We start from the raw sequence: 22,829 nt of genomic DNA on the forward strand, positions 1-22,829 counted from the left end.
CATGGTGGTCATGGCGGGCGCGTGCGCTTGATCCATGAGGAGATAAACATGGCTAAACGTATGTTAATTGACGCAACCCACGCGGAAGAAACCCGGGTTGCGGTGGTCGATGGAAACCGTCTGGTTGAATTCGACTATGAAAGCAAAGTCCGCAAACAGCTCAAAGGCTCTATCTTTCTGGCCAAGGTGACACGGGTTGAACCCTCACTGCAGGCCGCCTTCGTGAATTTCGGTGGCAACCGCCACGGCTTCCTGCCCTTCACGGAAATTCACCCTGATTATTACCGCATCCCTATCGCTGACCGTGAAGCTCTGTTGGCTGAACAACAGGCCGAGCTGGACGCACTGGCCGCCGAGGAAGAGGCCGAGGAAGCCGAAGCCTTGGCCCGTGCCGCCGCACAACAGGCGCAGGCCGAAGGCCAGCCCGCGGCCGAAACCAGCGATGATGCCGAGCAGGATCAGTCTGAATCCGATGAAGAGGATGAAGACGAAGAAGACGAAGAAGACGATGAGGATGGCGAGGACGACGAGGACGACGAGGACGAAGACGAAGACGAGATCGTTGAAGAGCTGGGTGGTGAAAATCGCGCGGTTGATATGATTGACGAGGATTCTGACGAAGACGAATCCGATGAAGAAGAAACCGCGCCCGCGCCGGTTCAGCTTATCCCGTTGGCCATTCCGGTTGATGGCGTCTTTGCTGATGATCAGGATCAGGACGCTGAGACCGATTTCTCTGCCGCCGATGACGCGGACGAGGGGGGTGATAACGGTGACATGACCGCGGCCGATGCCGAAGGTCAGGCCGAAGGTGAAGCAACCGCCGAAGGGGCCGCTGAAGAGAGCGCCGGGGGAGAAGGCAACAATGACCGCCGTCGGGGTCGTGGCAATGATCGTGGCCGTGGCCGCGGTCGTGGTGGCCGTGATCGCGGTCGTGGCCGCGGGGGTCGCCATATGGCGGCCAGCAGCCGTCGCGTGGAAATGCTGGGCGGTGATGGCGTGGACGGTGACCGTCCGTTGCGCCCGTCCCTGCGCAAAAACTACAAAATCCAGGAAGTGATCAAACGCGGCCAGATCATGTTGATTCAGGTCAGCAAGGAAGAACGCGGCAACAAGGGTGCCGCCGTGACGACCTATCTGTCCCTGCCGGGTCGTTACTGTGTTCTGATGCCGAACAGCCCGCGTGGTGGTGGCGTCAGCCGCAAGATTGCAAACTTCGAAGAACGCCGCCGGATGAAAGAAATCCTGGCCGAGCTGAACGTACCGGAAGGCATGTCCGTGATTATGCGGACCGCCGGTATGTCCCGCACGAAACAGGAAATCAAACGCGACCTCGATTACCTGCTGCGTCTGTGGAACGATATTCGTGACCTGACCCTGCAATCATCGGCCCCGGCCCAGATCCACGAAGAGGGTAATCTGGTTCGTCGCGCCGTGCGTGACCTGTACAGCCGCGACATCGAAGAAATCCATGTTGCCGGTGAAGATGGTTACAAAATTGCCCGCGATTTCATGAAAGTCATGATGCCGTCCCACGCCAAGCGTGTGGTGCATTATCAGGATGAACAAATCCCGCTGTTCCATCGCTATCAGGTTGAAAGCCAGATCCGCGATATGGGCAGCTCGACTGCGCAATTGAAATCCGGTGGTTACCTGGTCATCAACCCGACCGAAGCGCTGGTGTCTGTTGACGTCAACTCCGGTCGTGCGACCAAGGAACGCCATATCGAAGAAACCGCACTGAAAACCAACCTTGAGGCCGCCGACGAAGTGGCCCGCCAATTGCGCTTGCGCGATTTGGGTGGTCTGGTTGTCATCGACTTTATCGACATGGAAGACCGCCGCAACAACGCCAAGGTTGAACGCCGTTTGAAAGAGGCGCTGTCCACCGACCGCGCCCGGATTCAGATGGGCCGTATTTCCAGCTTTGGTTTGTTGGAAATGTCGCGCCAGCGTTTGAACCCCAGCCTGACCGAAGCGCAGTTTGAAAAATGCCATGAATGCGGTGGTGCCGGACATGTCCGCACCGAAGATTCCGCATCCATCCTGGCCCTGCGTGCGTTGGAGGAAGAGGGCATTCGTGGCCGTGCCGCGACGGTTCACCTGACCGTTCCGCCGCGCGTTGCGCTGTACATCCTGAACCACAAACGCGCGATGATGGAAGATATTGAACGCCGCTACGGCTTCACCATCCTGATCCGCGTGGATGAATCGCTGACCGCGTCCGATTTCAAGATTGAATCGATCAAGGCCCAGCCGCGTGATGATGATGACGAGGCACCGGCTCCGCGCCGCCGTCCGGAACAACGTGCGCCGATTGCGCGGAACGTTGTTGAGGACGATCAGGACGAGAGCGGTGAAGACGACGATGAAACGTCGGAAACCGATGCGGAATCCGATGGCGAAACCGGTGAAGCCGATGCCGGCGCGCCGCGTGAGGATGGTGAAGACGGCCAACGCCGTAACCGCCGCCGCCGTGGTCGCCGTGGTGGTCGTAACCGCAACCGTCGTGACCGTGATCAGAACGGTGGCGAGGATCGTCCGACCGATGAAGATGGCGATATTGACGGCAACCGTGCCGAGGCCGACTTCGCCAGCGATGACGATGCCCAGCCCCGTGAAAATACTGCGCGTGAGCATGCGCCCCGTGAAGGCAATCGTGAAGGTGCCCGTGAAGGTGGACGGGGTCGCAACCGTAATCGCGGGGGCCGCAACCGCGGTGGCCGTGACAATCGCGGCCCGCGCGAAGACCAGCCCATGAACCAACAGGGCCAGGAACGTAACGACAATGTCGATCATGGTTATGCCGTGAACATTGGTGACGTTCCGGCATCTGCGGCTCCTGTGCGTGAACGCGCACCGTCTTTTGAAGTGGCGCAAGCCCCGGTTCAAGCCCCGGTTCAAGAGCGCGCGCAAGAATCAACGCCGCCGGTGGCGCGTGAATATGAGCGCGTGAACGAGGAGCCGTCGGAAAAGAAAAAAGGCTGGTGGAATCGCCTGATGGAATAATCCATCGATGATCGCCAAGGTAATGAAAAAGCCCGCCACATTGGCGGGCTTTTTCATGAAATTGGGGCGGAAAAAAATAGATAGCATTTTAGGCAAAATTCACGGCCACTTTACCATAATACGCTAAAGTAAGAATATGGCGTGCAGCGCGTGCCGGAAAGGGTCTCCGCCCTTGGTCATGGGGGAGCGGAGGGATCGTCCCGGTCAGGCTGGTTCGCCTGTTTTATTCTGAGTTTCTGGTGCCTCCGGGCACCTGTACAAGTTTGTTTGTCCGCGAGCCAACGGTTGTCGCAGCCCCGCAGTCAGCGGCATGCCGTTTCTCCTCTGGTGTTGACCGGAGAAACAAAGTCCCCCCTCTAGGCCGCCGGGTTCATCCCGGCGGTTTTTTTATGGGGGTTGTCGTTCTTCGCTAAGGGTTTGGCCGGGGCAAGGGCCGCCGGGATGAGCCTTTGTTTGGATCTGCTGCGCAGATCGGGCCGGCGGTTTTTTTGCATCCGCATGGGGATCGGCAGTGTTGGGTCGGCGGTTTTTTTATTGCCGACTTATGCTATGATCGGCGCAGTTTTTCATTTGAGAAAAGGCCCTATCATGCGCATCGTTTCCGCTCTTCTGCTTTCCGCTGTTGTGTTGTCTGGCGTTCTGGCCGTTCCCTCTGTGGTCTCAGCGCAGGAATTGAACAAGCCGGAAGCCGCGAAAAAGTTTATGGAAGCGGAAAACCCGCATTTGAAAAAACTCAATGCCCGCACCGATGAGTTGACCAAGACGCTGGGCGAAGCGGAGTTAAAGAACCTGTTCTATATCCGTGAAACCTTTGGCACGGTGCGTGCTGTAACCGTGGTGCAGCGTGATGTGGGCGCGGCGGTCAAAAGCTGTGGCAAAGCCAATCCCGATATGAAAGACACGATGGATGCCCGGTTCAAGGAATGGTCCGATTCCGTCGGCCCGGTGGTCAAAGATCGCGAAGCCATGATGGACAAAGCGATTACCGCCCAAACCTATATGAAGCCGAAGGAGATCCGCGATTATCTGAAGCTGATCCAGCAAACGGCGGAATTTGCCGATAAGAGCATCGAGAAAAATTACGCCACCGCCAAGGAGGATTGCGAGTCCCTGCTGAAATCCATGGACCGCACGCAGGAGGTGGTGACGGAATTGCTGGCCGATCTGAAAATCCCGGCCTATGACCCGAAAGACGATAAATTTGAGGGCGTGCCCGAGGCTTATAAAAAAGCTGAATAAAGCCGGGGTGCCTGCCCCCTCTCCAAAGGGCGTAAGGCGCGGGAAACAAAGGGTAATCACGCCGTTGTGAAATTTGCTTTCGCGGGCCAGCTTGTGTCAAAATGGGTCCAAGAGAGATGCGGGCGGGGTGCGGTACCCCGTTAACGTATTGAATTTCATCTCTTTTTCCGCGATGGGAAGAGGGGCTGAGGGCTGTGGCAGACACGATTGACGTCAAAAATGGGCTGAAAAACCCGGCGGATGAAGAGTCCGCCCGCGACGGCGCGCCCGTTTTAGCCCTGGATGTCCCTGAACCGGCCCGTGCCGCCCAGGCCGCCGGCCCCGGCGCAGATGATGAATCCCCCGCGCAAGAGACCCCCGAAACGCCGGATCAGGGCGGTGCAGATGACCCAGCCATTGTGGCGGACCCGGCGGCGCTTGACCCGCTGGCGATGAAGCTTGCACCGAAAAATGCGTCCACGCCGACGGACGAAAGCTGGAAAGCCGCGCTGGATGATGCGGCGGAGCGGATGGATGCCGCGGCGCTGGCTGATGCCGCGACGAAGGGGTCTGTCCTGAATGTGACCCTGAGCGATGAGGCCTTCGGCCTTGAAACCGCCGAGGATCAGGGGCCGGAGGAGGAGGTCGAGCTCTCCGCCTTCGATCGCGATGAAATCACCGACCCGACCGCGGATGGCATTGACCCTTTGATGCTCCTGATCGGTGGGGGTGAACGTCCGTGGGAAAATGAAAGCCTGTCCTTCCTCGAACGCATGAGTTTGTACGGTTATAACCGGAATTTAGAGGCTGTTGACGCCGCCCAAACTGGGCAGGTCATCAGCGGGGCACGCATCGGCGCGGCAACCGTTGTTGCGGGGGCCGCCGTGGCGGGTATTGCGTTGGCCGTTGGGGCGAACCCGGCGTCCGCCGGGCCGCAAAATCGCGCCACGGATGCGCAAAACACACAAAATTCAGGCCCAAAACAAAACGATCCGCAACGATCCGAAACATCGGTTTTGGCCGCGCAAAAAAGTGCCAATGACGCAAAAATGCAGGCCGATGCCCGTCAAAATGAAACAAAATTGTCGCGCGACGGGCTGTACCGCCAGAATGTTGATGATGTCACCGTGCGTCGTCTGCGCGACCTGACCGCCACATCCGCCCTGACCCAGAAACAGAGTCAGGATATCGCGGATGAGATGGTGCAGGGGGCATCGGGCGGGGATGCGCTGACATGGGACGGGGCAGGCGGCGGTACCCTGTTCGACCAGACGATGGGATATCTGTACAACCAGTTGGGGGCAAACCCGGCCAATGACCCGTCCGCCGGCTGGCGCGTGTCGATGTGGGATGAAAAACGGGTGGAATTTACCGAAACCGCCCATTCCGCCACGGCTCCGGCGCAAACCGTGGAGATCCCGGTTTACGAAGGCCCGGCCCTGCGACCGCCGGAACCAGAGCAAAATTTCCAAATGTCTTTTGCGCCAGGCATGGGCATGTGATAGGATAAGGCGTTTCCAGAATGCGGGATTTTGAACGATGAGCGACCAGTTTCCGATTGTTCCAGATGACGACAAAAAACCATCAACGGCCTTGGTGGCGTTCAACCGCGCCGTCGCGGTTCAGGACGAGCCGGACGAAAAACCGGGCCACACCATCGAGGGTGAATTCCGCCGCATTGGCGCCGATGCCCGCCCGAAATTAAACGGCCCCACGATTGAAGAAGAATTGGCCGAGGATGAACAGCGCCTGTTGCGCCATGAACGTGCGGGTCTGCTGCGCGCCGCGCACAAGAAAGCGGGCGAAACGGAACCGAAAAATTCCGACACCGTGTTTTCGCCGAAAAATCCGTTGATGCAGGGCCCGGACCAGCCCCTGGCTTTGCCGGGGCCGAAAGCCGATGCTGCGGCCGCTGCGACGGCGGAAGGTTATCCGCGCAAGATCCGCTGTGCCGATGGCCGTTATGTTTATGATTATGGTCACGAACTGCGCACGCGCGAAGGCAAATTGTCGCAGGCGCAGGCCGCGAAAGTGGCCGAGCTGTCCTGTGAAAAGGGCTGGACGAAATTGTACGTCTATCGCGGCAATGGCCGCACCGTAAACCCGGAAGCCGCAAACATCATCAACATGGTGTCGCGTGGCGCGGGGATCAATTTCAACATCGTCATGCAAAAAGCGGGCAGTGTCCGTTCGCACAAGAGCGAAGCGCTACAGGCTATGGAAGCCGCGGCCCGTCTGCACGAAGCGATCAAAGCGCAACAGCAGACGCCGGGTTAATCTGTGATCCGTCATTGAAGAATGAAAAAAATCCCCGCCGAAGCGGGGATTTTTTAATGGTTATGCGCCGCTATCCACGCATGAGGCGGTGCTGGGCGTTCAGCAAAAGACCCAGCAGGATAAAGGCTCCGGCCTGGTGCGCGGTAGCCAGGTGGATATCAACCTGGGTCAGTAATGTGGCGATGCCCAATCCGACCTGCACCAAAATCATAACGCCCAATGCGGCGACATCGCCGGTGATCGTGCCGCCTTTGGTGCGCATCCAGATATAAAGCGCGGTGACGCATAATGTCGCGATGGCCAGCCAGCGGTGGGTGAATTGGACCGCCGCCGGGTTTTGCATGATGTCGCCGATCATCGTCGGGTGGGTGCGGAAATCCGGCGGGACCAATCCGGCACCCATGTGCGGGAACTGGTTATAAATCATCCCGGCGTCCAACCCGGCGACAAAGGCGCCCCACACAATGGTGATCGCAATCATCGCCAACGTGGCCCATCCGGTGATAACGGTGTGTTTGGCCGTAATGTTTTTGTGGGTTGTTCCGCGCCATAGCCCAATCGCCAGCCACAGCATCAATGCAAACACCAGGGCCGCCATAAACAGGTGCAAGGACAATCGGAAATGCGATACGGATGGGCGGTCAACCAAACCGCTTTGCACCATAAACCAACCGATGAATCCCTGCGCACCGCCAAGGGCGAGCAGGCCGATAAATTTCAACCCATATCCCGGCGGGATTTGTTTGCGGATGGCGAACCACACCAGTGGTACGGCAAAGACAATGCCAATCGCACGCCCCCACAAACGGTGCAGCCATTCCCAAAAATAGATTTTTTTGAAATCGGATAATTGCATCCAGAAATGCTTGGCGTCGTATTCCGGCGTTTGTTTGTATAAATCAAATTCCGCCTGCCAGGCCTCTTCGTTCAGCGGCGGCAACGCGCCCGCAATCGGTTTCCATTCGGTGATGGACAGCCCGGATTCGGTCAATCGTGTGACCGCGCCAATCATCGCCATGCTCAACACCATGAAGCAGCAAATGAACAACCACACGGCAATTTTGCGGTGGGGGGCGAATGATGATGTGTGTTGGTTGGTGGACATGGGAATACTCCTTCACCCACCGGGTTTAGCCCTGTGGGTGCGGAATGTCCAGTTTGATGGAAAACTTACCGTTTCGGGCCCAAAGCCTGTTTGGTTTCAAACGGTTTGGAGCCGACCCAGATGGTGCCCGGGCCCTCGGCCTTGGCCACGAACGCGCCTTCGCCGCCTGTGACCATGGTCAGCAATCCGCCCGCAAAAGCCATGCCCAGTTTGACGGAGTCGCTGGCCGCGACCAGACAGCGCGCATCGGTTTTGTAAACTTCGCCAGCGTCCAGTTGAATGCATTGGACGTTGCCCGGCGCGTTCAGGAAGGTCCACGCCTCGCCTTTGATTTCCTGCATCACGACGCTGTTGCTCAGCATACCGAACAGCGAGAGTTTCATTTTTGATCCCAGCTGCGCGCCTTGCTCCGCGGCCAGGAAGCTGCCGCGCTGGGCGACGATGCGGTTGCCGTGTTCGGCAATATCAATCGCAACAATTTCACCCGGCAACGCGGCGGCCAGGCTCAGCTTGCCAACCTTGTCGGATGACATGTTGACGTATTGGTTGATGAAGAAATTTTCGCCCCCGATCTTGCGCATGACGGACCGGAACAGGCTGCTTAAGAAACCGGAATTGGATCCGTCGCCCAGCGTGGATTTCATTTTCACGCTGTCGGATTGTCCCATCAATGTGCCCGCTTCGCCAACGAAGGCCTGCCCCGGTTGCATGTGCAATTCCAGATACGGGGTGTGCGCGCCGTTAATGCGAAATTCGAACCCGTGGGTCTGGGCCGGCCCGTTAAAGGCGGTGGAGGCTTTCGGGGTGTCGATGGTCGTCATGGCATTCATCCTTACGCGCTTGATCCGGTTGGCATCTTTGGGTCAAAAAACTTTAAATTCGGCGGGGCCTGTGCTACCGCAAGATGGTTATAGCATGACCGCCCCCACAGGCCAAGAAAATTATGGTAAATAAACGGGGTTGATCCAGCGGTCCAGAATGGTGAAAACATGGAAAATCAATCGGTTAGAACGGATGTGGTGATCATTGGCGCGGGCCCGGTGGGCTTGTTTGCCGTGTTTGAGCTGGGCTTGCTGGATATGAAGGTCCATCTGGTCGATATTCTGGACAAGCCGGGCGGCCAGTGTGCCGAGCTGTACCCCGAAAAGCCGATTTACGACATTCCCGCCTGGCCGGTCATTACGGGCCAGGACCTGACCGACCGTCTGATGGAACAGATTGCGCCGTTCAAGCCGACCTTCCATCTGGGTCAGATGGCGGAATCGCTGGAGCGTTTGGAGGACGGGTTCTGGCGTCTGACCACCGATATCGGCACGGTGATCGAAGCCAAGGTGGTGGTGATCGCCGCCGGTGGCGGATCGTTCGTGCCGAAGAAGCCGGCCATTCCGGGGTTGGAGGCGTTTGAAGGCACGTCGGTGTTCTATGCCGTGCGTGAAATGGAAAAATTCCGTGACAAGAAAATTGTCATTGCCGGTGGTGGTGATTCCGCACTGGATTGGACGATCAATCTGCAACCGCTGGCCAAATCCATGCACCTTGTCCACCGCCGCGATGATTTCCGCGCGGCCCCCGACAGCGTCAATAAAATGCGCGCACTGGTGGCCGATAATAAAATGGCGCTGGATATTGCCGCCATCACCGGGTTGGAGGGTGAAAACGGAATCCTGCGCGCTGTTCACATGAATTCGGCGGAACGGGGCGATTATGTGGTTGAGGCGGATACGCTGCTCGCTTTCTACGGTCTGACCATGAAATTGGGGCCGATTGCGGATTTCGGGTTGCACCTGCATGAAAATCTGGTGCCGGTGGATACGGAAAAATTTGAAACATCGACCCCGGGCATTTTTGCCATTGGCGATATCAATTATTACCCCGGCAAGCTGAAGCTGATCCTGTCTGGTTTCCATGAAGGGGCGCTGATGGCGCAGGCCGCGTTCCGTTATGTCTTCCCGGACAAGAAATTGCGATTCCAGTACACCACATCGTCCTCGGCCCTGCAGGGCAAGCTGGGCGTGCGCGAGTCCAAGGATGCGGCATAAAGCCACCTTTTAACCCCGGTTGCGCTGGTGTAGAGTGGGGACCATGACACAGACGGCTCCGGCTCTGCCGACATTCGATATCGTTGATGCCGCCAGCTTTGGATACCAGCTGGCGTGGGCGGAGCGTCACTATCTGATCCGCTTGGCCACCGTTCCGGTTCTGGTCAGCATTGTTTGTCAATTGATCGTCACGATGCTGGGGTGGGAATCCAATTACCTGCGCCAAGCGATGGTGATGTTGCCGGCCTATTTCGCCGAAGGGTGGATGGTGTGCCATATGGTGCGGCTGGTCTTTCTGGGCCAGCGTTGGCCCTTTATGCCCAGCGGCGACCCGGTGCGCGATGAAACGGCGCTGGATGATCGGGCCTATGGTATTTTTGCCGGGACGCTGGTTTACGTTTTGATCAAAATGATCGCGTCGGCCTTGTTGGCGTTTTCGTCGATGTTCCAGATGTCGGATGAAATGGAAACATTGGTGCAGTCCGGCGGCAACCCGCCCGCGGCCCTGCTGATCATGCAGGTTGTGATTGTCGTCGTTGGTGTATGGGCGTTCCGCTTTCTGTGGGTGCATATCGGTGTGGCGGCGGGATATCGCATTCGCACCTATCTGCGCGCGGTGAACGGCTTGGGCGTGTCGGTGCAGATGCTGGGCGTTTCACTGCTGTGCTTCTTCCCGTTCTTTGTCGTGTTGCTGTTTATCACCATGGGGCTGGTGTCCGGTTATCACCAGCAGAATGTGCCCGTACCGTTTGTGACGAAATTTATCGTCATCACCCTGCAAGTGTGTGGTGGCGCGGCCATCACGTTGATCAACACAGCCGCCATCGCCCAGGGCTTTGGCAAGCTGGTTGATATTTATCTGCGCAAAAACCCATCAGCATGACCAGCCGCCGAAGCCAAGAGCGCGCACCGACGCGGTTGCGGTGATTCCAGCCGTGCGGTTGTGCGCGGTCTGTGCCGTGATAATGCGTTCGGCCAGCGCACGGTTTTTTCCATGCTGGTTAAAATAATCCTTGAGATCATTCAGAATGGCGGGTGTCGTTCCCAGCACGGCGCAGGTCGCGGTGATGTCATCCGTAGCCGCGACGATTCCGGCGCGCGTGATCAGGCTGCCCAGAATCGCCTTGGCCATTTGGGCCTGTACGGGGTGCAGGGTTTGATCCGGCGTGCGCGGCAGGATGGTATCGTGGAACTGGTCGCGCAAGGTTGTTTGCAGGGTGGATATTTGTGTCATTGTCTTGTCCTTTATGTGTGGTGTGTCCGTGTGGTTCAGGAAACCAGGGGACCGGGACAAGATCTGCAAAACGCATAAAAAAAGCCCGGACCCTTTCCGGGCTCCAGACCATTTCCATGTTTCGATTTATACCAAAAGAAATGCGCCGGGGCCCGCTATGACAGGGGCCACCACCAATTCATCGGCATTGTTGCGTTCATCGACATCATGCCCCATCCATACAGCAGGCGCGGACAATCCGTCAAGAAAAGTTGAAATCGCGGGATGGCCGGTATAGATAGATGGGCATGAACACATACAAAATTCATGTCACGAACCCGGACGGCACCCGCACCAGCCTCGACGCGCTGGAGGGGTGGCAGGTCATGGAAATCCTGCGCGATTACGGTTTGCCGGTGAAGGCGGAATGCGGGGGGGCGTGCTGCTGCGCCACCTGTCACGTGTATGTCGATGCCGACTGGCTGGACAAGCTGCCCCCGGTCGGGGATGAGGAAGAGTGCATGCTGGATAGTGCCTTGTCACCCAAGGCCAATTCCCGCCTGTCCTGCCAGATCATTATGACCCCGGAGCTGGACGGGCTGAGCCTGACCATTGCGCCGAATGGGGTTTAATTTCTTTACATAATGCATCCTTTGGGCTAGATTTCTCCCGGGTTCTCCCGTCGCGGGATGGGGGTGTTTGTTCGTTTTGGGCCATCGATACGATGGGCTGGGTGATCGCGATGCCAAGACCGGATCATTTTATTGTCCTGTCCGCCGGGTCGGATTGCGATATCGACCTGTATAGTCGGCATGACCATGGTGATGCCGGGGCCGTGTGGTCGCGCATGGATATCGGGATGGTGACGAAATACGTGAATGTACGGACCGGGCCCGTCGATTCCTTTTCAAATTACAAACGCCGTCTGAAATTAGCTATCGTCATTCCGGTATCGGCGGCGGCGGCGGGGCGGTTGCGCGATTTTTGCGATATGGCGTTTTCGATTGAACCCTATCTTGGGACAGGAGAAACGTCCCCGGATATCATCGGTACAAAGCGTGAGATCCCGTATTATTTTACACAGGATATGGCGCCGCTGGAGCCGTTTGAAAAAGATCGCGACGCCAAGGGGCTGGCGCGGTTGTTCGGCGGGCCGGAGACGCGATATTTTCAACATGCCATTTCCGCCATCGGGGATCATGCGGATCGTATGACGGGCGTGCGTGCCAATATCAAGAATATGTGGGCGCGGGCCAGTGCGCCGTTTCGTACGCGGGCGGATACATCATCAACATCCGATGGTGTTTTGCGCGCCCGGTATAATTGCTGGACCGCGGCGCAAGGGTTGGCCGAATATGTGGCGCGCGTGGATTTGGTTGACATTGACCCCGATTTATCCCGCTATCACCGCGCCTGGCAGGTAACAGCATGGTTCGGCGCGCAGATGCGCACGGGCGTCTTGGCGAAAGACAAACAGGTGTTGGAAAATATCGAGAAGATCAAGGCCGTGCGCCATGATGTGCGCACCTTGATTCCACCGCCCTATAATTCCGATGCGGTTTATGTGCTGGATGGCCATGGCGCGCATGCGCCGGTGTTGTTGGTGCCGGATCTGGATTCTTTTACGACGTTGGCGCAATCGAATTTCCGCGATTGGGATGCGGATGGTCGTGTCATCAATCCGCTGCGTGATTTGTATGATGACAATACAAAATTATTTGGCGATGTGACGATGGGGCATCCGCTGAAAACTGTGGGTCCACGTCCTGATCTGGATGGGCCGCACGCATTGGCCGTGTTGCGCAATCGCAACCGCGATCCGCGCTTTAATCTGTAATCTGTGACCGTCTGATTTTAATGCAACTGGAATTCCGCGCGGATAAACCGGGATTCGCCGGGCGTGATCAGCTTGTGGCTGGCGACGTAGACGGAATGCAGTTTGCCGTCCAGATTGTGGCTCCAAAAATCCAGGAATTTGTTCAGCACCGGATATTTCGGGGCCAGGTCGTATTCCTGCCAGATATAGGATTGGAGCAAATCCGGATAATCCGGCAAATGGTACAAAATCTCCGCCGTGGTCAGGCGGTAGTCTTTCATGAATTGGGTCCGCAGATCGGCCATGGTCTAACCTCCTGATGTTCCATTCTGAATCGGGGGTTGGTTGCCGGGATTTCTTCCCGTTTTACCAGAATGCCATGCGGGCCCTTTCAAAATTCTTAATTCTTCCCGGTTTTGTGCGGGTTTCACCTGTGTGTGGATGGCGTCGAGAGACTTGAAATCCGGGGACGATTGTCTTAAATCAAGGCCTAGCACTCCCCGGACCAGAGTGCCAAATGGGCTCGGACGGGGAATGTCGTTGTAAATCAGAAACTTAAAATTGGAGGAGTCGAATGAAGTTTCGTCCTTTGCATGATCGTGTTCTTCTGCGTCGCGTTGAACAGGATGAGAAAACCAAGGGTGGTATTATCATCCCGGATACCGCGAAAGAAAAACCGATGGAAGGTGAAATTGTCGCTGTGGGCTCCGGCCTGCGTGATGAAACCGGCAAGGTTGTGCCGCTGGATGTGAAGGCTGGCGACCGTGTCCTGTTTTCCAAATGGTCCGGAACGGAAGTGACGATTGATGGCGAAGACCTTCTGGTGATGAAGGAAGCCGACATCATGGGTGTTCTGGCTGCGTAATGCGGTCCCGTACCACCATTTAACAACGCAATTTTTAAGGAGAAGACAGCTATGGCTGCAAAAGATGTAAAATTCCGCGGCGAAGCCCGCGATAAGATGCTGCGCGGCGTGAACATTCTCGCTGACGCTGTGAAAGTTACGCTGGGCCCGAAAGGTCGCCTGGTCGTGCTGGAAAAATCCTTTGGCGCACCGCAGGTGACCAAGGACGGCGTAACCGTTGCCAAAAGCATCGAACTGAAAGACCGCCACGAAAACATTGGCGCGCAACTGGTTCGTGAAGTGGCCAGCAAACAAAACGATGTTGCTGGTGATGGTACCACCACCGCAACCGTTCTGGCCCAATCCATCATCCGCGAAGGCGTAAAAGCCGTTGCGGCCGGTATGAACCCGATGGACCTGAAACGCGGTATCGACAAGGCTGTTCTGGCCGTTGTTGAAGACCTGAAATCCCGTGCGAAGCCGGTGAAGGATAACAGCGACATTGAAAAGGTCGGCCTGATCTCCTCCAACGGTGATAAAGAAATCGCCGAATACATTGCCAAGGCCATGGACAAAGTCGGTAACGAAGGCGTGATTACGGTTGAAGAAGCCAAATCGCTGGAAACCGAACTGGACATCGTCGAAGGCATGCAATTCGACCGTGGTTACCTGTCCCCGTACTTCATCACCAACGCTGACAAGATGGTGTGCGAGCTGGAAAACCCGTACATCCTGTTGCACGAGAAAAAACTGTCCAACCTGCAATCCATGCTGCCGATCCTGGAAGCTGTGGTGCAGTCGGGCCGTCCGTTGCTGATCGTTGCAGAAGATGTTGAAGGCGAAGCTTTGGCGACGCTGGTTGTCAACAAACTGCGCGGTGGTCTGAAAATCGCTGCTGTGAAGGCTCCGGGCTTTGGTGATCGTCGCAAGGCGATGCTGGAAGACATGGCTGTCCTGACCAAGGGCGAAGTGATCTCCGAAGATCTGGGCATCAAGCTGGAAACCGTAACCCTGCCGATGCTGGGTCAAGCGAAGAAAGTCCGTATCACGAAAGACGATACGACGATCATCGACGGTGCAGGCGAAAAAGCCGACATCGACGCCCGTTGCGCCCAATTGCGCGCCCAAATCGGCGAAACCACGTCCGATTACGACCGTGAAAAACTGCAAGAACGTCTGGCCAAACTGGCTGGCGGTATTGCCGTGATCCGCGTTGGCGGTGCATCCGAAGTTGAGGTGAAGGAGCGTAAGGATCGCGTTGATGACGCCATGCACGCCACCCGCGCCGCAGTGGAAGAAGGTATCATCGCCGGTGGCGGTGCAGCGTTGCTGTACGCAACCAAGGCGTTGGCCAGCCTGAAGGGCGACAACCGTGACCAGGATGTCGGTATCGACATCGTGCGCCGCGCGATCCAGTCCCCGGTTCGTCAGATCGTTGAAAACGCTGGTGTTGAAGGCTCCGTCGTTGTTGGTCATATGCTGGAAAAAGGCGATGCCAACTGGGGTTACAACGCCCAGACCAACGAATATGTCGACCTGATTTCGGCTGGCATTATCGACCCGGCGAAAGTCGTTCGTGCGGCTCTGCAGGATGCAGCCTCGGTTGCTGGCCTGCTGATCACCACCGAAGCGATGGTCACCGACGCGCCGGAAGACAAAAAAGCCCACGACCATGGCGCCGATATGGGCGGTATGGGCGGCATGGGTGGCATGGGCTTCTAATCGCCCCTGCGCTGTGCATTATTTATCGAAAAGGGCCGGGTCTTCCGGCCCTTTTCTTATGCGGATATTTGACGCATATTAGTAGGCATGACACAGACATCGCCGAAATCGAAAAAAACAAAAGTCGCAAAATCAACGCCGCCCGCGGCGTATCTGGTGCTGGTCTTTGGTGTGGCGGTGTTTATTGGTGTGGCGGTCCTGGTCGCGCAACGGTTTATCACCGTGCCCGCGTCCGATCCGGCGGCCCAGCAAGCGACGCAAACCACAGCCCCCGTCGGGCCGTTGGAAGTTGTGGCACCGAAAAAGCCCGAAATGCCGAACTTGCCCGAACGTGACATTGCCGAGAAAGATGTGCAGGGCAATTGGATCGCCAAATTCTTGGACTACACCGCGTTGTTTCAGGTGCGTAACGGTGCATTCCAAATTCTGGTCAGCCGCGATGACCCCGCCGCACCCGTTTATTATTCACGCGGCACCTATACGCTGAACAAGGCGACGATGACATTGGTGCCGAACGCGTCGTTGGGGGCACCCGAGGCGAATACGCAAACGCAATATCTTCCGCTGGCTGGTCGCGCGTTTGATGTGATCATGATGCTGGACAAGGATATGATGGTCTGGCGTCCCGGCAAACCGGACCCCAATTACCCAAATCGCAACGCCACGCACCCGTTGATTCAGTATAGCAGTCAGGAATTTCTGGTCTTTGATCGCGATGCTGCGGCTCCTGCCGCTCCTGTTGCGCCAGCAGCGCCATAACCATGCCCGAATTACCCGAAGTTGAAACGGTTTGCCGCGGTCTGGCCAAGCCCTTTACGGGGCAGGTCATTGCATCCGCGCAAGTGCGCCGCCCGGATTTGCGGCGTCCGTTTCCACGTGGCCTGGTCAAGAAAATTACAGGGCGCAAGATTGCATCGGTGACGCGGCGGGCCAAATACGCGTTGTTGCACATGGATGATGGATCCATTCTTGTTCTGCATCTGGGCATGTCGGGGCGTGTGAAAATTCTGCCCCCGGCGCAGGCGCGTGATTATAAACCCGAAACACACGATCATTTTTTATTCACATCGGTGCGCGGACACATGATGGTGCTGAACGATGCGCGCCGTTTTGGTCAGGTGATGTGGTTCAAATCCGATGATGCGATGATGCAGGATGCGTCCTTTGCCACATTGGGTCCAGAACCCTTGTCGAACGCATTCAGCGGGCCGACATTACTGGCGGCGCTTGCGGGTAAAAAAACCGCGATCAAGGTCGCGTTGCTGGATCAACGCGTTGTGGCCGGGATCGGGAATATCTATGCCAGCGAAGCGCTCTATATCGCCGGGATCAAACCGACCCGTGCGGCGGGGACGATTCGCGGGGATGAGGCGGAGGCCCTGGTCGCGGCCATCCGGCAGATTTTGACCAAGGCCATTGAATCGGGTGGGTCATCCCTGCGGGATCATCGCCAGACGAATGGCGAAATGGGCTATTTTCAATTTGAATTTGCCGTTTATGATCGCGAAGGCGATGCCTGTGCCCGGTGCGGTAAACCCATTCAACGGTTGGTGCAGGGCGGGCGGTCGACCTTTTATTGCCCCGGTTGCCAGAAATGAGAGAACAGATGATCCGGTTTTTGACGATTATAGTGGTTGCAATGATGATGCTGGGCGCGGGCGCGCAGGCGGCGGAACAGCGTTTTTTTAGCAATATCAGTGATTTGCCACTTATGCCCGGCCTGTATGAGCTGCCGGATGCGGCCGTTGTCTTTGACAAGGAAGAGGGGCGGATTGTCGAAAGCGCCGCCGCGGGCGAGGGTGTGCATCATACGCAAGTTATTGATTTTTATACAAAAACTTTGCCGCAATTGGGGTGGGCTGTTGTCTCTTCGGCTCCGGCGGTTGGGGCTGGGCTGTATCGGCGCAACGGCGAAATGCTCAGCCTGACGGCCAGACCTGAAGGAAATCAAGGGGATGGGGTGGTTATTCTCCAGGTGTCGCTGACTCCGCTGACCCGCTAGGGCTGAAAAAGCGGGCCGTGTGCGTGAAAAGATGGCGCGGGGGCGTCAAAACCTCTAAAAAACCAAAGAAACCTGCGGCTTTCACCTGTGTATGAATCTCTTGACAAGGGTGGGGCCCGGAGCGTAAAACACACCGTTCCCGACCGGGCCCCTTTGAGGGTATTGGTGCGCGATTGTGACGCAGCACGGTGGGAGGGCGGACAAGACGAATGAATTGAAACGCCCAGTGAATTGAAACAATTGTAAGGATAAAGCGAGCAAACAATGGCCAACCATAAATCGGCAAAAACACGTATCCGTCGTAACGCACGCGCAGCCGCCATCAACGGCAGCCGCGTTGGCCGCATTCGTACCTTTGTGAAAAAGGTTGAGCTGGCTCTGTCCGCGAACGATGCATCTGCCGCTGAAGCCGCTTTGAAAATGGCACAGCCGGAACTGGATCGTGGCGTTGCCAAGGGCGTGATGAACAAAAACGCCGTTGCCCGCAAGATGTCCCGCCTGACCGCGCGCATCAAGGCAATGAAAGCCGCGTAATATAAACGCGATTTCGAATTGAGTTTTTAAAAGCGCCGCAAACACTGCGGCGCTTTTTCTTTCTGCGGTGCGCGTCGATTCGCATCAGCGATTCTGATTCATCGCGCGGAGTCAGAAAGTGGTTTCAGCGTATCGATGCAAGGAAAAAATTTTTTATTTTTTTAGTGAATAAAAAATGCACGAAGTGCGAAAAAGCTAAGTGACATAAGCACTGAACGATTCTTGCTTTTTAGTTGTTCACATTTTGATCCAGTTGCATTGATAAAAAAATCTGGATAACGTCACCCCATCGAATGACGGACCGATGATCACAAAATGATCGCCACCATCAAACGATGTCACTCTTCAAAAATCGGAAGCGGCCGTTCGGTCCGTTTCGGGAACAGCCAGTTCCCCACCCGTGGTCTTCACCACGATTGAAGAACAGAGGATGTGTTGAATGCAAACGATCTGTCCATGACGGGATCGCTTGTTTCAGAAAGTCCCTAAAATTTTCGCTGATCTGTGTTGGGCGTCTACGATACTGCCCCGGATGTGATGGTCCCGGCCTTGTGCCGCGGTGCAATCGCAATGGGATTGTTTTATCGCGTCGCCAGATATGAAAGCGGACATTTTTTTGAAGAGTGCACGAAAAGAGTAAACAAAAAATAAACGCCGTTTGGCCGGGTTTGTTTTTTGGTTTGGGGTCCGTTCCAGGATCCTTTTTATGGACTATTAAATTTGTGGGAGAAGTAATCCATGACGACTGAAGCCGGGGGAACAATGAAGAGCAACGAAGTCCTTTCTTTTAAGAATGATTCTTTTAAGCCAACACCTGAAATTCTTGATCTGTGGAACAATATCCACAACGCCCTGCGCGGTGAATTCGGCGAAGCCGTTTTCCGCAGCTGGCTGAAGCCCCTGACACTGCAGGCCTATTACCACGGCACGCTGGAAGTATCGGTTCCCACCCGTTTTATGCGTGACTGGATTCAATCCCACTATTCCGCACGTATTCTGGAGATGTGCGCAGGCATTAATGCCGATGTTCGCCGCTTGGAAATCGTTGTGGTTCAATCCGGTGCCCGCCCGTCCGAGGATGAGCAGCCTGTGGCCGCTGCGGCCCCGGTTGCCCCGGTAAAATCCAACCAGAACGAAGAAGAAGATCCGTTTGGTCTGAGCGCACCGTTCGATCCGCGTTTCACCTTTGACACGTTCGTTGTCGGCAAGCCGAATGCGCTGGCCCATGCCGCTGCGCGCCGCATTGTCGAAAGCCCGAACGTACCGTTCAACCCGCTGTTCCTGTATGGCGGCGTTGGTCTGGGTAAAACCCACCTGATGCATGCCATCGGTCAAGCGATGAAAGACAAATGGCCGAACCGTCGCGTTGTCTATCTGTCGGCTGAAAAATTCATGTATCAATTCGTGCGGGCTTTGCGCGCGAAGGATACGATGGCGTTTAAAGAGGCCTTCCGCTCCGTTGACGTTTTGATGATTGATGACATTCAATTCATCAGCGGCAAAGAATCGACCCAGGAAGAATTCTTCCACACGTTCAACGCGCTGGTTGACCAGAACAAACAGATCGTGATCTCCGCCGACAAGGCACCGAGCGATCTGACCGGCCTGGAGGAGCGTCTGCGTTCCCGTCTGGCCTGGGGTCTGGTGGCTGATATTCATCCCAGCACCTATGACCTGCGCCTGGGCATTTTGCAGTCCAAGCGTGAGCAATTGGGCGCGGAGATTCCGGACGCTGTCCTGGAATTCCTGGCGCTGAAAGTAACCTCGAACATTCGTGAACTGGAAGGCGCGTTGAATCGCATCGTGGCCCATGCCGATGTGACGAAACAGCCGGTGACGCTGGAATCCACGCAGGACGTTCTGCAGGATTTGCTGCGCGCCCATGACCGCCGCATCACGATTGATGAAATCCAGCGCAAAGTGGCGGAACACTACAACATCCGCCTGCCGGATATGCATTCCGCCCGCCGTGCCCGTAACGTGGCCCGTCCGCGTCAGGTGGCGATGTATCTGGCCAAGCAATTGACGTCCCGTTCCCTGCCGGAAATCGGCCGGAAATTCGGTGGCCGCGACCACACGACCGTGATGCACGCCGTGCGTAAGATCGAAGAGCTGATGGTCGAAGACGCCCAGATTGCACAGGATGTGGACGTGATTCGCCGCTCGCTCACGGGCTGATTGGCGGGCTAAGATTTGCTGTTCTGGTTCATGGGCCCGCCCCCCGGCGGCCCTTGGACCCGATCCTTGAGCGGTCCTGCTTCGGCGGGACCGTTTTTTTCTTTGGGGCAGGGCCGTTTTTTATCCAGAATCCCGCGAAAAGCGGTGGATTTCCGGGGGTTTTTGCCCTTTACCCCCCTTGGCGGGGCGGGGCCATCTGCTATAGTCCATGCAATCTTTCAGGTTTTAAATTATTACGACGGATGGGTGACCATGAAGCTGACGATTGATCGTGCCGCGCTGTTGCGTTCCTTGAGCCACGTGCAAAGCGCTGTAGAGCGCCGGAACACTATTCCAATTCTGGCCAACGTTCTGCTGCGCGCGGAAGACGGTGCCCTGGCCATGACCACCACGGACATGGATTTGGAAATCAACGAATCGGTTGCCGCCACGGTGCAGGCTCCGGGTGCGACGACCGCTCCGGCCCACACGCTGCACGACATTATCCGCAAAATGCCCGATGGCTCCGCGATTGAACTGGCGGTTGATGGATCTGGCAACACCATGACGGTGAAGGCGGGTCGTTCCACATTCAAACTGTCCTGCCTGCCGGTTGGTGACTTCCCGGAATTGGGCGGCCACGATATGCCGGTCAATTTCGCAATGCCGGCGGCTGAGCTGCGTGCCTTGATTGATCGCACCAAATTCGCGATGAGCACGGAAGAAACCCGCTATTACCTGAACGGTATTTACATCCATGCCGGGGCGAACGGAAACCTGAAGGTTCTGCGCGCTGTGGCCACCGATGGTCACCGTCTGGCCCGTTTTGAAATGCCGTTGCCGGATGGCGCCGATGCAATGCCGGGCGTGATTATCCCGCGTAAAGCCGTTGGTGAACTGCGCAAATTGCTGGACGAAGCCGCCGACACCATTGAAATCGGCCTGTCCCAAAGCAAAGTGCGTTTCGCATTCGATCACATCGTGATGACCTCGAAACTGGTTGATGGCACCTTCCCGAACTATGAACAGGTGATTCCGACCGGCAACACCAAAGTGGTCGAAGTGAACCCGAAACTGTTCTCTGGCGCGATTGACCGTGTGTCGACCATTTCCGATGGGAAATCCCGCGCGGTGAAAATTGCCCTGAACGGCAAAACCATGACCCTGTCCGCCAACTCCCCGGATTCGGGCAGTGCGACCGAGGATTTGGAAGTCAACGGTAACGACAACATGGAAATCGGCTTCAACGCCCGTTACCTGATGGACATTACCAGCCAAATTTCCGGTGATGGGTGCCGCATGATGCTGGCCGACGCCGCATCCCCGACGATTATTCAGGATACAAGCGATCCGTCCGCTCTGTACGTTCTGATGCCGTTGCGCGTCTAAACGTCGAATACAATGAATTGAAAAAGGCACAGGGAACATTTTCCTGTGCCTTTTTTGTTCACGATGCGTGCGTGAGCGCAGTGATATGGTCTATGGTCAGGGTATGAGTTTTATCGAAACCCTGCATCTTAATCATTTCCGTTGTTACGATGACGGCGCGCTGGACGGTTTGAAACCCGGGCCGGTGATTTTGTGCGGGCCGAATGGTGCGGGCAAGACCAACGTGCTGGAGGCTGTCTCCTTTCTGGCCCCTGGCCGCGGTTTGCGCACGGCCAAAATTTCCGAATTGCAAAAAAACGATTGCACCGAGAAACCCTGGGCGATTTCCGCGCGGGTTGAAAGCGCCTATGGCCCGGTGCGCATCGGCACGGGACGCGATGGCGCGGATGATAAACGCATCGTGCGCATCAATGGCGAAAATGCCAAGGGCGGACAATCGGCCTTGGCGGAATATCTGTCCATCCTGTGGCTGACGCCGCAGATGGATCGGTTGTTTACCGATGCCGCATCGGGGCGTCGCAAGTTTCTGGATCGCATGGTGTTTGCGTTTGATCCCGGCCATTCCGGGCGTATGACACGGTATGAAAACGCGATGCGGCAACGCTCGAAGTTGTTGCAGGACGGGGCTTTGGGCCGTGTCCCCGATCCGGCATGGTTGGATGCGTTGGAAATCACCATGGCGGAAACCGGTGTATCCATTGCCGCCGCGCGACAGGATTTCGTCCAGCGCTTGCAACAGGCGATCAACCGTGTGCCCGCCGATCTGGCGACGTTGTTTCCGCGGGCGCAGCTGGGCCTCTCCGGCACGATGGAAGAATTGGTCCGTCGCGTGCCTGCGCTCGAGGTCGAGGAAATGGTGCGATACCAACTGCGCCAAAGCCGGATGCGTGATGCGCAAACGGGCGGGGCGGCGACGGGGCCGCATAAATCGGATTTGAATGTGACCTATATCGCCAAGGCGATGCCAGCCGATCAATGTTCGACGGGGGAGCAAAAGGCTCTGTTGATCGGGATCGTTTTGGCCCATGCGCGCATGGTGGCGGCCGAACGCGGGGCACCGCCCGTGTTGTTGATGGATGAAATCGCCGCCCATCTGGATGAAAACCGCCGGGCGGCCCTGTATCGCCAATTGCTGGATCTGCGGGCGCAGGTCTGGATGACGGGGACGGATTTGGCCCTGTTCGATTCGGTGGGCGATACGGCGACCTTTATTGGCGTGGATCATGGCCGTTTAAGTCCTGTTTTGGCCCGCGCTGTGGCGTGATGCGCCCTGACCTTTTGCGGGGTTGTTTTTGACCCGGTCAAACCCACCTTAATTATCTGAAATAAAATGCAAAATTTCACCCTGAGAAACCCCCGGAAAAGGGTGGGAATCACGTTGATTCCGGGTGTATTTGGGGATGGGGTGTGCTATAACCAGACCACGTCAAAAACCCCGAATTTCTGCGCTTTTTCAGGCGCTTGCGGGGGTGAAAAGGCGCTATTGTCATAACCTTTAAAAAGA

Annotated in this window: 21 protein-coding genes; 17 read left to right on the forward strand and 4 right to left on the reverse strand. The window is 56.5% G+C overall.

Going from position 1 to position 22,829, the window contains the following annotated elements; translation table 11 throughout:
- Nucleotides 1–48: 48 nt before the first annotated feature.
- The 4 genes from A11S_RS01600 to A11S_RS01615 all read left to right on the forward strand — a co-directional run bounded on the left by A11S_RS01600 (nt 49) and on the right by A11S_RS01615 (nt 6,504).
- Complete coding sequence (locus A11S_RS01600) at nt 49–3,009, forward strand: Rne/Rng family ribonuclease (RefSeq protein WP_015466734.1); 2,961 nt, start codon at nt 49–51, stop codon at nt 3,007–3,009.
- 588 nt (nt 3,010–3,597) lie between these two features.
- Nucleotides 3,598–4,248, forward strand: a complete 651-nt coding sequence (locus A11S_RS01605) for a hypothetical protein (RefSeq protein WP_015466737.1) — start codon at nt 3,598–3,600, stop codon at nt 4,246–4,248.
- A 194-nt stretch (nt 4,249–4,442) separates the two neighbouring features.
- Nucleotides 4,443–5,729, forward strand: a complete 1,287-nt coding sequence (locus A11S_RS01610; RefSeq protein WP_015466738.1) for a hypothetical protein — start codon at nt 4,443–4,445, stop codon at nt 5,727–5,729.
- 37 nt (nt 5,730–5,766) lie between these two features.
- Nucleotides 5,767–6,504 (forward strand): hypothetical protein, encoded by a 738-nt coding sequence (locus tag A11S_RS01615; RefSeq protein WP_015466739.1) that lies wholly within the window; start codon nt 5,767–5,769, stop codon nt 6,502–6,504.
- A gap of 70 nt (nt 6,505–6,574) precedes the next feature.
- Here A11S_RS01615 and A11S_RS01620 read toward each other — a convergent pair whose 3' ends face one another.
- Both A11S_RS01620 and A11S_RS01625 read right to left on the reverse strand, forming a co-directional pair.
- Nucleotides 6,575–7,609 (reverse strand): COX15/CtaA family protein, encoded by a 1,035-nt coding sequence (locus A11S_RS01620; protein WP_015466740.1) that lies wholly within the window; start codon nt 7,607–7,609, stop codon nt 6,575–6,577.
- 65 nt (nt 7,610–7,674) lie between these two features.
- Nucleotides 7,675–8,430 (reverse strand): AIM24 family protein, encoded by a 756-nt coding sequence (locus tag A11S_RS01625; protein ID WP_015466741.1) that lies wholly within the window; start codon nt 8,428–8,430, stop codon nt 7,675–7,677.
- Between the two features lie 168 nt (nt 8,431–8,598).
- Here A11S_RS01625 and A11S_RS01630 point away from each other — a divergent pair, with 168 nt between their 5' ends.
- Together A11S_RS01630 and A11S_RS01635 are read left to right on the forward strand one after the other, a co-directional pair.
- Nucleotides 8,599–9,648: an NAD(P)/FAD-dependent oxidoreductase gene (locus A11S_RS01630; RefSeq protein ID WP_015466742.1), complete on the forward strand. Its 1,050-nt coding sequence runs from the start codon at nt 8,599–8,601 to the stop codon at nt 9,646–9,648.
- Between the two features lie 43 nt (nt 9,649–9,691).
- Complete coding sequence (locus A11S_RS01635; protein ID WP_015466743.1) at nt 9,692–10,531, forward strand: hypothetical protein; 840 nt, start codon at nt 9,692–9,694, stop codon at nt 10,529–10,531.
- On the opposite strand, the gene A11S_RS01640 is transcribed toward A11S_RS01635, so the two are convergent.
- Complete coding sequence (locus tag A11S_RS01640) at nt 10,523–10,882, reverse strand: hypothetical protein (protein ID WP_015466744.1); 360 nt, start codon at nt 10,880–10,882, stop codon at nt 10,523–10,525. The genes A11S_RS01635 and A11S_RS01640 overlap by 9 nt on opposite strands.
- A gap of 281 nt (nt 10,883–11,163) precedes the next feature.
- Between A11S_RS01640 and A11S_RS01645 the strand changes: the two genes are divergently transcribed.
- Together A11S_RS01645 and A11S_RS01650 are read left to right on the forward strand one after the other, a co-directional pair.
- Nucleotides 11,164–11,493 (forward strand): 2Fe-2S iron-sulfur cluster-binding protein, encoded by a 330-nt coding sequence (locus tag A11S_RS01645; RefSeq protein WP_015466745.1) that lies wholly within the window; start codon nt 11,164–11,166, stop codon nt 11,491–11,493.
- Nucleotides 11,494–11,603: 110 nt separating this feature from the next.
- Nucleotides 11,604–12,698: a hypothetical protein gene (locus A11S_RS01650; protein ID WP_235067944.1), complete on the forward strand. Its 1,095-nt coding sequence runs from the start codon at nt 11,604–11,606 to the stop codon at nt 12,696–12,698.
- Between the two features lie 17 nt (nt 12,699–12,715).
- Here the strand turns inward: A11S_RS01650 and A11S_RS01655 are convergent, their stop codons facing one another.
- A complete protein-coding gene (locus A11S_RS01655; protein ID WP_015466747.1) occupies nt 12,716–12,982 on the reverse strand; it encodes an usg protein in 267 nt (88 codons plus the stop codon).
- A gap of 269 nt (nt 12,983–13,251) precedes the next feature.
- Between A11S_RS01655 and A11S_RS01660 the strand changes: the two genes are divergently transcribed.
- The 9 genes from A11S_RS01660 to recF all read left to right on the forward strand — a co-directional run bounded on the left by A11S_RS01660 (nt 13,252) and on the right by recF (nt 22,589).
- The gene (locus tag A11S_RS01660) at nt 13,252–13,542 is read left to right on the forward strand and encodes a co-chaperone GroES (RefSeq protein ID WP_014101937.1); all 291 of its coding nucleotides are present in this window, start codon (nt 13,252–13,254) and stop codon (nt 13,540–13,542) included.
- Nucleotides 13,543–13,593: 51 nt separating this feature from the next.
- Nucleotides 13,594–15,243 (forward strand): chaperonin GroEL, encoded by a 1,650-nt coding sequence (gene groL, locus A11S_RS01665; RefSeq protein ID WP_015466748.1) that lies wholly within the window; start codon nt 13,594–13,596, stop codon nt 15,241–15,243.
- 87 nt (nt 15,244–15,330) lie between these two features.
- Nucleotides 15,331–16,002, forward strand: coding sequence for a hypothetical protein (locus A11S_RS01670; RefSeq protein WP_015466749.1), 672 nt, complete (start codon nt 15,331–15,333; stop codon nt 16,000–16,002).
- Between the two features lie 2 nt (nt 16,003–16,004).
- Complete coding sequence (gene mutM, locus A11S_RS01675; RefSeq protein WP_015466750.1) at nt 16,005–16,841, forward strand: bifunctional DNA-formamidopyrimidine glycosylase/DNA-(apurinic or apyrimidinic site) lyase; 837 nt, start codon at nt 16,005–16,007, stop codon at nt 16,839–16,841.
- Nucleotides 16,842–16,849: 8 nt separating this feature from the next.
- Nucleotides 16,850–17,245 carry a hypothetical protein gene (locus A11S_RS01680; RefSeq protein ID WP_041802339.1) on the forward strand — a complete coding sequence of 132 codons (396 nt, stop codon included), beginning with the start codon at nt 16,850–16,852 and terminating at the stop codon, nt 17,243–17,245.
- A gap of 264 nt (nt 17,246–17,509) precedes the next feature.
- Complete coding sequence (rpsT, locus tag A11S_RS01685) at nt 17,510–17,779, forward strand: 30S ribosomal protein S20 (protein ID WP_014101942.1); 270 nt, start codon at nt 17,510–17,512, stop codon at nt 17,777–17,779.
- Between the two features lie 762 nt (nt 17,780–18,541).
- Entirely contained in the window at nt 18,542–19,957 is a 1,416-nt protein-coding gene (dnaA, locus tag A11S_RS01690) for a chromosomal replication initiator protein DnaA (RefSeq protein ID WP_015466752.1), read from the forward strand.
- A 252-nt stretch (nt 19,958–20,209) separates the two neighbouring features.
- Complete coding sequence (gene dnaN, locus A11S_RS01695; RefSeq protein WP_014101945.1) at nt 20,210–21,325, forward strand: DNA polymerase III subunit beta; 1,116 nt, start codon at nt 20,210–20,212, stop codon at nt 21,323–21,325.
- 103 nt (nt 21,326–21,428) lie between these two features.
- Nucleotides 21,429–22,589 carry a DNA replication/repair protein RecF gene (gene recF, locus A11S_RS01700; RefSeq protein ID WP_235067958.1) on the forward strand — a complete coding sequence of 387 codons (1,161 nt, stop codon included), beginning with the start codon at nt 21,429–21,431 and terminating at the stop codon, nt 22,587–22,589.
- The last annotated feature ends 240 nt before the right edge of the window (nt 22,590–22,829 follow it).

Source organism: Micavibrio aeruginosavorus EPB, assembly GCF_000348745.1.
Taxonomy (GTDB): domain Bacteria; phylum Pseudomonadota; class Alphaproteobacteria; order Micavibrionales; family Micavibrionaceae; genus Micavibrio; species Micavibrio aeruginosavorus_A.